General features: G+C 71.4%; 6 protein-coding genes. 2 read left to right on the top strand and 4 right to left on the bottom strand.

Annotation, left to right across the window (positions count from 1 at the left end):
- The 3 genes from EYA84_RS21995 to pgi form a co-directional block, all read right to left on the bottom strand.
- On the bottom strand, positions 1-661 hold a 661-nt coding region (locus EYA84_RS21995), incomplete at its 3' end, for a DUF58 domain-containing protein (protein WP_131054939.1).
- Positions 658-1,689 carry an AAA family ATPase gene (locus EYA84_RS21990; protein ID WP_394347600.1) on the bottom strand — a complete coding sequence of 344 codons (1,032 nt, stop codon included), beginning with the start codon at positions 1,687-1,689 and terminating at the stop codon, positions 658-660. The genes EYA84_RS21995 and EYA84_RS21990, both read right to left, overlap by 4 nt.
- A gap of 1,005 nt (positions 1,690-2,694) precedes the next feature.
- Positions 2,695-4,329: a glucose-6-phosphate isomerase gene (pgi, locus tag EYA84_RS21985; RefSeq protein ID WP_131054937.1), complete on the bottom strand. Its 1,635-nt coding sequence runs from the start codon at positions 4,327-4,329 to the stop codon at positions 2,695-2,697.
- A 211-nt stretch (positions 4,330-4,540) separates the two neighbouring features.
- Here pgi and EYA84_RS21980 point away from each other — a divergent pair, with 211 nt between their 5' ends.
- Positions 4,541-5,971 carry a glucose-6-phosphate dehydrogenase gene (locus tag EYA84_RS21980; protein ID WP_131054936.1) on the top strand — a complete coding sequence of 477 codons (1,431 nt, stop codon included), beginning with the start codon at positions 4,541-4,543 and terminating at the stop codon, positions 5,969-5,971.
- A 208-nt stretch (positions 5,972-6,179) separates the two neighbouring features.
- Positions 6,180-7,283 carry a sporulation protein gene (locus EYA84_RS21975; RefSeq protein ID WP_131054935.1) on the top strand — a complete coding sequence of 368 codons (1,104 nt, stop codon included), beginning with the start codon at positions 6,180-6,182 and terminating at the stop codon, positions 7,281-7,283.
- 116 nt (positions 7,284-7,399) lie between these two features.
- Here EYA84_RS21975 and EYA84_RS21970 read toward each other — a convergent pair.
- The coding region (locus tag EYA84_RS21970) for a GNAT family N-acetyltransferase (RefSeq protein WP_131054934.1) at positions 7,400-7,642 on the bottom strand (243 nt) is incomplete at its 5' end.

Raw genomic sequence — 7,642 nt, 5'->3', positions numbered from 1 at the left:
GCCGCCGCAGCGGTCGCTCCCAGTCCGGCGGCGGCCCGTCCGCGCCGCCCATCCCCTCGTCGGGCAGGCCGTCGAGGAAGTCGGAGACCACCACGGCGAGACCGCGCTGACCGGCGGAACGGCGCAGCCCGTCGATCGCGTCGGCCAGCGGCACCGGCTGGGTGGCGGGCCGCCCCCGGGGCACCTCCATCAACGTCCGCAGCAGATTGATCAGGTGGTGGCGTCCGGTGCGGGCGGGGAAGCGGCGTACCCCGGCGTCACCGAGTAGATGCGCGCCGAGCCGGTTGCCGGTGCCGGCGGTGAGGAACCCGACGGCGGCCACGGCCGCCACCGCCAGTTCCCGCTTCTCCAACTCGGCGGTGCCGAAGTCCATGCTGGGCGTGGCGTCCACGAGCGTCCAGGTCGTCAGCTCCCGGTCCGCGTCCACGGTCCGCACGTGCGGCACGGCGGTACGCGCCGTCACCGACCAGTCCATCCGCCGGACCTCGTCCTCACCGGCCCGGTACTCGCGGCTGCCCGCCGGCTCGCTGCCCGGACCGGGCAGCAGCCCCAGGTGCTGGCCGTGCAGCAGCCCGTCCAGGCGGCGGTTGATCGTCAACTCCAGCTGGCGCAACCGACGCTGCGGCGCGAGCCGCCCGACACTTGTCGTGTGCGCGTTCACGCCGCCGCCCCCAGGCCCGGCCCCTGTTGCTCCTGCGCGGGGGCGATCTGCGGCGGCGGCACCGCCTCCACGATCCGCCGCACCAGCTCACCGGCGTCCACGTCGTCGGCGACCGCGTCGAAGCTGAGCACCAGCCGGTGGGTCAGCACGTCGGCGGCGATCTCCCGCACGTCGGCGGGAAGGACGTAGTCGCGGCCCCGCAGCAGGGCCAGCGCCCGTGCCGCGGCGACCAGGCCGAGCGTGGCCCGGGGGCTGGCACCGTACGCGAGCTGGTCCGCCACGTCGGCCAACCCGAAGCGGCGCGGGTCCCGGGTGGCCAGCACCAGGCGGACGACGTACTCGGCCAACGCATGATGGACGAACACCTCCCGCGCCCGGGCCTGGAGCGCCGCGAGCCGGGCCGGGTCCAGCACCGGCCGGGCGGCCGGCGTGCCGGTGCCCATCCGATAGAGGATGCCCAGCTCCTCGTCGTCGGTCGGGTAGTCGACCACCACCTTCATCAGGAACCGGTCCCGCTGCGCCTCCGGGAGCTGGTACACCCCCTCGGACTCGATCGGGTTCTGGGTGGCCAGCACCAGGAACGGAGTCGGCACCGGATAGGTGCGCCCACCGAGCGACACGTGCCCCTCGGCCATCACCTCCAGCAGCGCCGACTGCACCTTCGCCGGAGCCCGGTTGATTTCGTCGGCGAGCACCAGGTTGGCCATCACCGGTCCCAGTTCCACGTCGAAGCTCTCCGTCGACGGGCGATAGATCCGGGTGCCGAGGATGTCCGACGGCACCAGGTCCGGGGTGAACTGGATCCGGGCGAAGCTGCCACCCACCGCCGTGGCCAGGGTCTCGGCGGCGAGCGTCTTCGCCACCCCGGGTACGCCCTCCAACAGGCAGTGCCCCCGGGCCAACAGTGCGGTCAACAGCCGCTCCACCAGCCGGTCCTGGCCGACGATGACCCGCTTCACCTCGAACAGGGTCTGTTCCAACAATCGGGCCGCCCCGGCGTGCTCGCCGATGACGTCGAATTCGCGGATGTCGGTCGTCGTCACGCACTCGCTCCTCGGTCGCGTCAGGGACGCGGGTACCCGACCTGCGGGGGAGGCCGGGTACCCGCTCCTGACCCATTGGGCCAGAGCCCCCCGAAAGCCAACCGAACGACGACCGTGAAGGCCGGGCACCGCCAGGCCGATGGACCGGATTCGGCGAGTTGTGGGGTGCCATGTGGACGCGGTGGTGTGGTGCACAGAGCGTCTGGGCAGGTGGAGTGGGGTGTGCGGGCGCTATCGAGCTGATGGCGCAGACGGATCGCTTTGTGGGATGGCTCGCCGTCGCGCACGCCGACGCCCGCGGTGACAGCACAAACGGTTCAGCTCGACAGGGCTAATACCCACAGATGTACGCCGTCTCCGGTCGCGAACTGATTCACCAGATGAGCGGGTGGCTCACCCCCGTCAAGATCACGCTCGATCCCAGTGCGCGAGTGGGCTGGCGCAGTGCGCTACAGCGGTAGCGGGTTCCGGCCTCCGACCTCCAGCATCGCCCGCCTGCCTCCGCCCTCGCGCCCGCTCCACGCCTTCCCGCCCTGCCCAGCCTTTCCCTCCGCCCCTGCACTCCTGCGCCGATCATGGAGGCGTGGTCGCTGGATTGTGCCGATACGCCCAACTTCTAGCCGCCACGACTCCATGATCGCGGGGGCGCAGGGCGCGGGCCTGGATGATCAAGAAGTTTTGGTCGTTCACACCGAGGTGGCGTGATGAAAACTTCTTGATCAACTCGCCGGGGGGCCGGGGCGGCGGTCCTGTACCCCCGTGGCCCGTGTGAGTTCATCGAGATCGGCGCAACTTCGGTGAAGTTGCCGCCTCGGGGGCGCCTGGAGGCCGCAACCTCGGTGAAGTTGCGCGGAACTTGTTCGGGCCGGCGCAAGCGGACGGCAGGTGAGCGTCCGGTGTGCCGAGCCGGTTGCCCGCCGTGACCCAGGTGCCCGCCGTGTGCGTGCACACCACGACGGGCTCGCCCGCCGTGGTGTGTCACGCGTCCGGTCAGGGGCGGTTGCGCTGGGTGCGGTAGCGGCGGATGAGGGCGGCGGTGGAGCTGTCCAGCGTCGTCAGGTCGGGTCCGTCGCCGGTGAGCAGGGGAGCGAGCTGGTTCGCCATCACCTTGCCGAGTTCCACGCCCCACTGGTCGAAGGGGTTGATGTCCCAGATCGCGCCCTCGGTGAGGACGATGTGCTCGTAGAGGGCGACCAGTTGGCCGAGGGTCGCGGGGGTGAGGCGGTCGGCCGTGATCGAGGTGGTGGGGTGGTTGCCCGCCATCACCTTGTGCGGTACGAGTTCGGCCGGAGTACCTTCCGCCGCGACCTGCTCGGCGGTGCGGCCGAAGGCCAGCGCGGCGGTCTGGGCGAAGAAGTTCGACATGAACAGGTCGTGCATGTCGCCGATCTCGTGATTGGGTTCGCTGAACCCGATGAAGTCGGCCGGCACCAGCCGGGTGCCCTGGTGCAGCAGTTGATAGAAGGCGTGCTGGCCGTTGGTGCCCGGTTCGCCCCAGAAGATCTCGCCGGTGTCGTACGCCACGGGCTGCCCGTCGGTGCGGACCGACTTGCCGTTGCTCTCCATGGTGAGCTGTTGCAGGTAGGCCGGGAACCGGTGCAGGTACTGCGAGTAGGGCAGCACCGCGTGGGTCTGCGCGCCGAGGAAGTTGGCATACCAGATGTTCAGCAGGCCGAGCAGCACCGGGGCGTTGCGGGCCGGCGGTGCGGTGCGGAAGTGCTCGTCCATGGCGTGGTAGCCGGCCAGCATCTCGTCGAAGCGCGCCGGGCCGATGGAGAGCATCACCGACAGGCCGACCGCCGACGGCAGTGAGTAGCGTCCGCCGACCCAGTCCCAGAAGCCGAACATGTTCGCCGGGTCGATGCCGAAGTCCGTCACCCGCTGGGCGTTGGTGCTGACCGCGACGAAGTGCCGGGCCACGGCCTCGTCGCCCGCGTCGAGTCCGGCCAGCAGCCAGCGTCGGGCCTGGTGGGCGTTGGCCAGGGTCTCCTGGGTGGAGAAGGTCTTCGACACGATCACGAACAGCGTGCTGGCCGGGTCCAGGTCGGCGGTGGTGTCGTGGATGTCGGTGGGGTCGATGTTCGACACGAACCGGCAGGAGATGCCGGCGTCGCGGTACGCCTTGAGCGCCTCGTACGCCATCACCGGTCCGAGGTCGGAGCCGCCGATGCCGATGTTGACCACGGTGCGGATCCGCTCGCCGGTGTGTCCGTGCCACTGGCCGGACCGCACCTGGTCGGCGAAGTCGGCCATCCGCTGCCGGACGGCGTGCACGTCGGCCACCACGTCCTGACCGTCCACGGTCAGCGTGGCGTCGCGGGGCAGCCGCAACGCGGTGTGCAGGACGGCCCGGTCCTCGGTGCCGTTGATGTGCGCTCCGGCGAACATCGCGGCGATCCGGTCGGTGAGCCCGACCCGCTCGGCCAGCGCGGTCAGCAGGGCCAGGGTCTCGTCGGTGACCAGGTTCTTGCTGTAGTCGACGTAGAGATCGGCCACCTCGACGGTCAACCGCTCGCCCCGGTCGGGATCACCGGCGAACAGGTCCCGCAGGTGCGTCGCGCGGATCTCGTCGGCGTGCTTGCGCAGGGCCTGCCACTCGTCGGTGGTGGTGACGTCCGCAGCCATCGGATCGATCGTCTCCTCGCAGGGTAGGCACGCCGCCGGCGTCGTCCGGCCGGCGGGATGGGACCAGCCTGCCACACGAAGATCGCCGCACCGGGCCGGACGCGGGGTCACCGGTCACGATCCGCGCGGGTGTCGATGCGCTGTGCGCACGGGCGGCGGACGTCGGCGGGGTCGCTGCCCGACGCGGGAACGGACAGGGCAAGGTGGAGGCATGACGACGCCGGCACCGAAGAATCCCGCAGCCGCCTCCGCGACCTCCGCCGCCCCCCGGCAGACGCTGCTGGTGCTGGGCGCCAGCGGGGACCTGACCGGCCGGTTGCTGCTGCCCGGGCTGGGCCGGTTGCTGGCCAGCGGCGCGGTGCCGAATCTGCGGCTGATCGGCAGCGGCATGGAGGACTGGGACGACGAGCGCTGGCGTCGCCGGGTGGCGGACTCGTTCGCCAGTGTCGACGCGCAGGGGCCGGTCGAGGCCGACGTACTCCGCGAGACCCGGTACGTCACCGCCGACGTGACCCGTGAGGAGGACCTGCGGGGGCTGCTCAGCGGCTGTGCCGGCCCGGTGGTGATCTTCTTCGCGCTGCCGCCGTTCGTGACCGCCCGGTCGGCCGCCGCGTTGGCCCGTATCGGCGTACCGCCGGGCACCCGGCTGATGCTGGAGAAGCCCTTCGGCGTGGACCGGATCTCGGCGCGTTCGCTCAACGAGCTGCTGGCCACGTTGGTGCCCGAGGACCAGGTGCACCGCATCGACCACTTCCTCGGCAAGTCCACCGTGCTGAACCTGCTCGGCCTGCGCTTCGCCAACCGCATCTTCGAGCCGGTGTTGAACAACACCCACGTGGCCTGCGTGGACATCGTCTTCGACGAGACCCTGGGCCTGGAGGGTCGGGCCGGCTACTACGACCGTGCGGGCGCGTTGGTCGACATGGTGCAGAGCCACCTGCTCCAGGTGCTCGCCCTGCTCGGCATGGAACCGCCGCCCACGCTGAGCGCGAAGGAGCTGCGCGGGCGCAAGGCGCAGGTGTTGCGGGCCGTCCGCCTGTGGCAGGACGACCCGGTGGCGGCGAGCCGCCGGGCCCGGTACACGGCGGGCGACATCGACGGCCGCCACCTGCCCGCCTACGCGGCGGAGGAGGGCGTGGACCCGGGCCGGAACACCGAGACCCTCGCCGAGGTGGTGCTGGAGGTGGACACCTGGCGCTGGGCGGGCGTCCCGTTCCGGCTGCGCTCCGGCAAGGCCACCTCGGCGGTACGCAAGGAGGCCGTCATCACCTTCAAGCAGCCGGCCCGGGTGCCCGACGGCCTGACCGGGTACGAGGAGCCGGACCGCCTGCGGATCGGGTTCGGGCCGGACTGTCTCGGGCTGAACCTGAACATCAACGGCCCCGGCAACCCGTTCGACCTGGACCAGGTGCACCTGACGGCGGACTTCGGCCCCGGCGAGCTGCCCGCGTACGGCGAGGTGCTGCGCGGCGCGTTCGAGGGCGACCCGACGCTGTCGGTGCGGGGCGACGTGGCCGAGGAGTGCTGGCGCATCGTCGAGCCGGTGCTGGCGGCCTGGAAGGCGGGGAGCGTGCCGTTGCAGGAGTACGCGGCCGGTTCGGCCGGTCCGGACGATTCGTTGCTCGGCCCGGTACGCGGCTGACCAGGGCGACCGGCGGCTGCACCGCGTGAGGGATTCTCACTGATGGTGACAGTGCGATATCTCTCAGCTACTTTTCAGGCACCGGTGCTAGCTTCCCGTCTCGACGGGATCCATGATGGACGGCGCCGATTCCGTTGCGACACAACGGCTGAGGCGTAGAAGTTTCACGTCCGTGCCACGGTCGCGCCTGTGGTCGAGGGAGAAGCTCGTGGTGTTCAAGAAGATGCTGGGTGCCTTCGGGATCGGCGCGCCCAGCGTCGACACGGTCCTGTCCGATCCGGGCACCCGCCCCGGCTCGGTGTTGACCGGCCAGGTGAACCTGACCGGCGGCAACCAGGACGTGGACATCGACCAGGTCGTGTTGAGCCTGGTCACCCGCGTCGAGGTCGACGGCGCGGACGGCGACCACGACGCGACCGTCGAGTTCCACCGGGTGCCGGTCGCGGGCGGGCTGCGCCTCGCGGAGGGGCAGCACCTGGCTCTGCCGTTCCAGATCCCGATGCCGTTGCAGACCCCGGTGACCGACGTCTACGGCCAGCGGCTGCCCGGCATGACCATGGGCCTGCGCACCGAGGTCGCCATCCGTGGCGCGGTCGACAAGGGCGACCTCGACCCGGTGTACGTGCACCCGCTGCCGGTGCAGGAGCGGATCCTCGAGGCGTTCGGGCGGCTGGGCTTCCAGTTCAAGGGCTCCGACCTGGAGCACGGGCAGATCGCCGGGGCGCGCCAGACGCTGCCCTTCTATCAGGAGATCGAGTACTTCGCCGCGCCGCAGTACGCCCACGAGATCAACGAGGTCGAGCTGACCTTCCTCGCCGACGAGCAGGGCGTCGACATCGTGCTGGAGTTCGACCGGCGCGGTGGCCTGTTCACCGGTGGGCACGACTCCTACGGCCGCTACCGCGTGGCGCACGCCGACGCCGACCAGCGGGACTGGGCCGCCGAGGTCGACGGCTGGTTCCGTCAGGCGCTCGACCAGTACCGCACCCTGCACCCCGGCGCGGCCTTCGCCCAGCCCGGCCCGCAGGGCTACGGCCAGCCGGGCTACGGGCAACCCGGCTACGGGCAGCCGGGTTACGGCCAGCCCGCCTACGGCCAACCCGGCTACGGCCAGCCGGTCGGCTACCCGCCGCAGCAGCCCATGTACGGGCACCACCAGGAGGAGCACCACGAGCGGCGCGGGCCGGGCATGGGCGCGGTCGCCGCCGGTGTGGTCGGCGGTGCGGCGCTCGGATTTGCCGGCGGCATGGTCGCCGACGAGGTCTTCGATTCCTTCGGTGACGACGAGGGCGACGACGGCGGCGAGGAGTGACTCGCTGACTCGTCGCCCCGTCGACGTCACCACGAAGCGGGTCTCCACCCGCGACGGCCGCCCGGTCGCCAGGCTCCCCACTGGTGGCCGGGCGGTGTCGTGTGCCGGGTCTAGGTCTAGTGGCTGGTCAGCACCGGTCGGTCCGCCTCGAACCGGGCCCGGGTGAGGAAGGCGAGCCGGGCGCGCTTGTCCGGCATGTCGATCTCCTCGGCCAGGGTGAACCCCTCGGCGAGCAGTCGGCGGCGGGCCGCGTCGTTGCGGACGTCGGGCTCGACGACGATGCGGTCCCGGGTCGGGTCCAGGAACAGGAACCGGGCCAGGGCGGCGCCGACCGGACCGGCCAGCGCGCGGGGCAGGCC

Source organism: Verrucosispora sp. SN26_14.1, assembly GCF_004307965.1.
Lineage (GTDB): Bacteria > Actinomycetota > Actinomycetes > Mycobacteriales > Micromonosporaceae > Micromonospora.
This window is presented reverse-complemented; position numbering and strand designations above follow the sequence as displayed.

Coding starts and splice junctions, on each gene's coding strand:
- pgi (WP_131054937.1), bottom strand. CDS start 4,329: ATGGCTGCGGACGTCACCACCACCGACGAGTGGCAGGCCCTGCGCAAG.
- EYA84_RS21980 (WP_131054936.1), top strand. CDS start 4,541: ATGACGACGCCGGCACCGAAGAATCCCGCAGCCGCCTCCGCGACCTCC.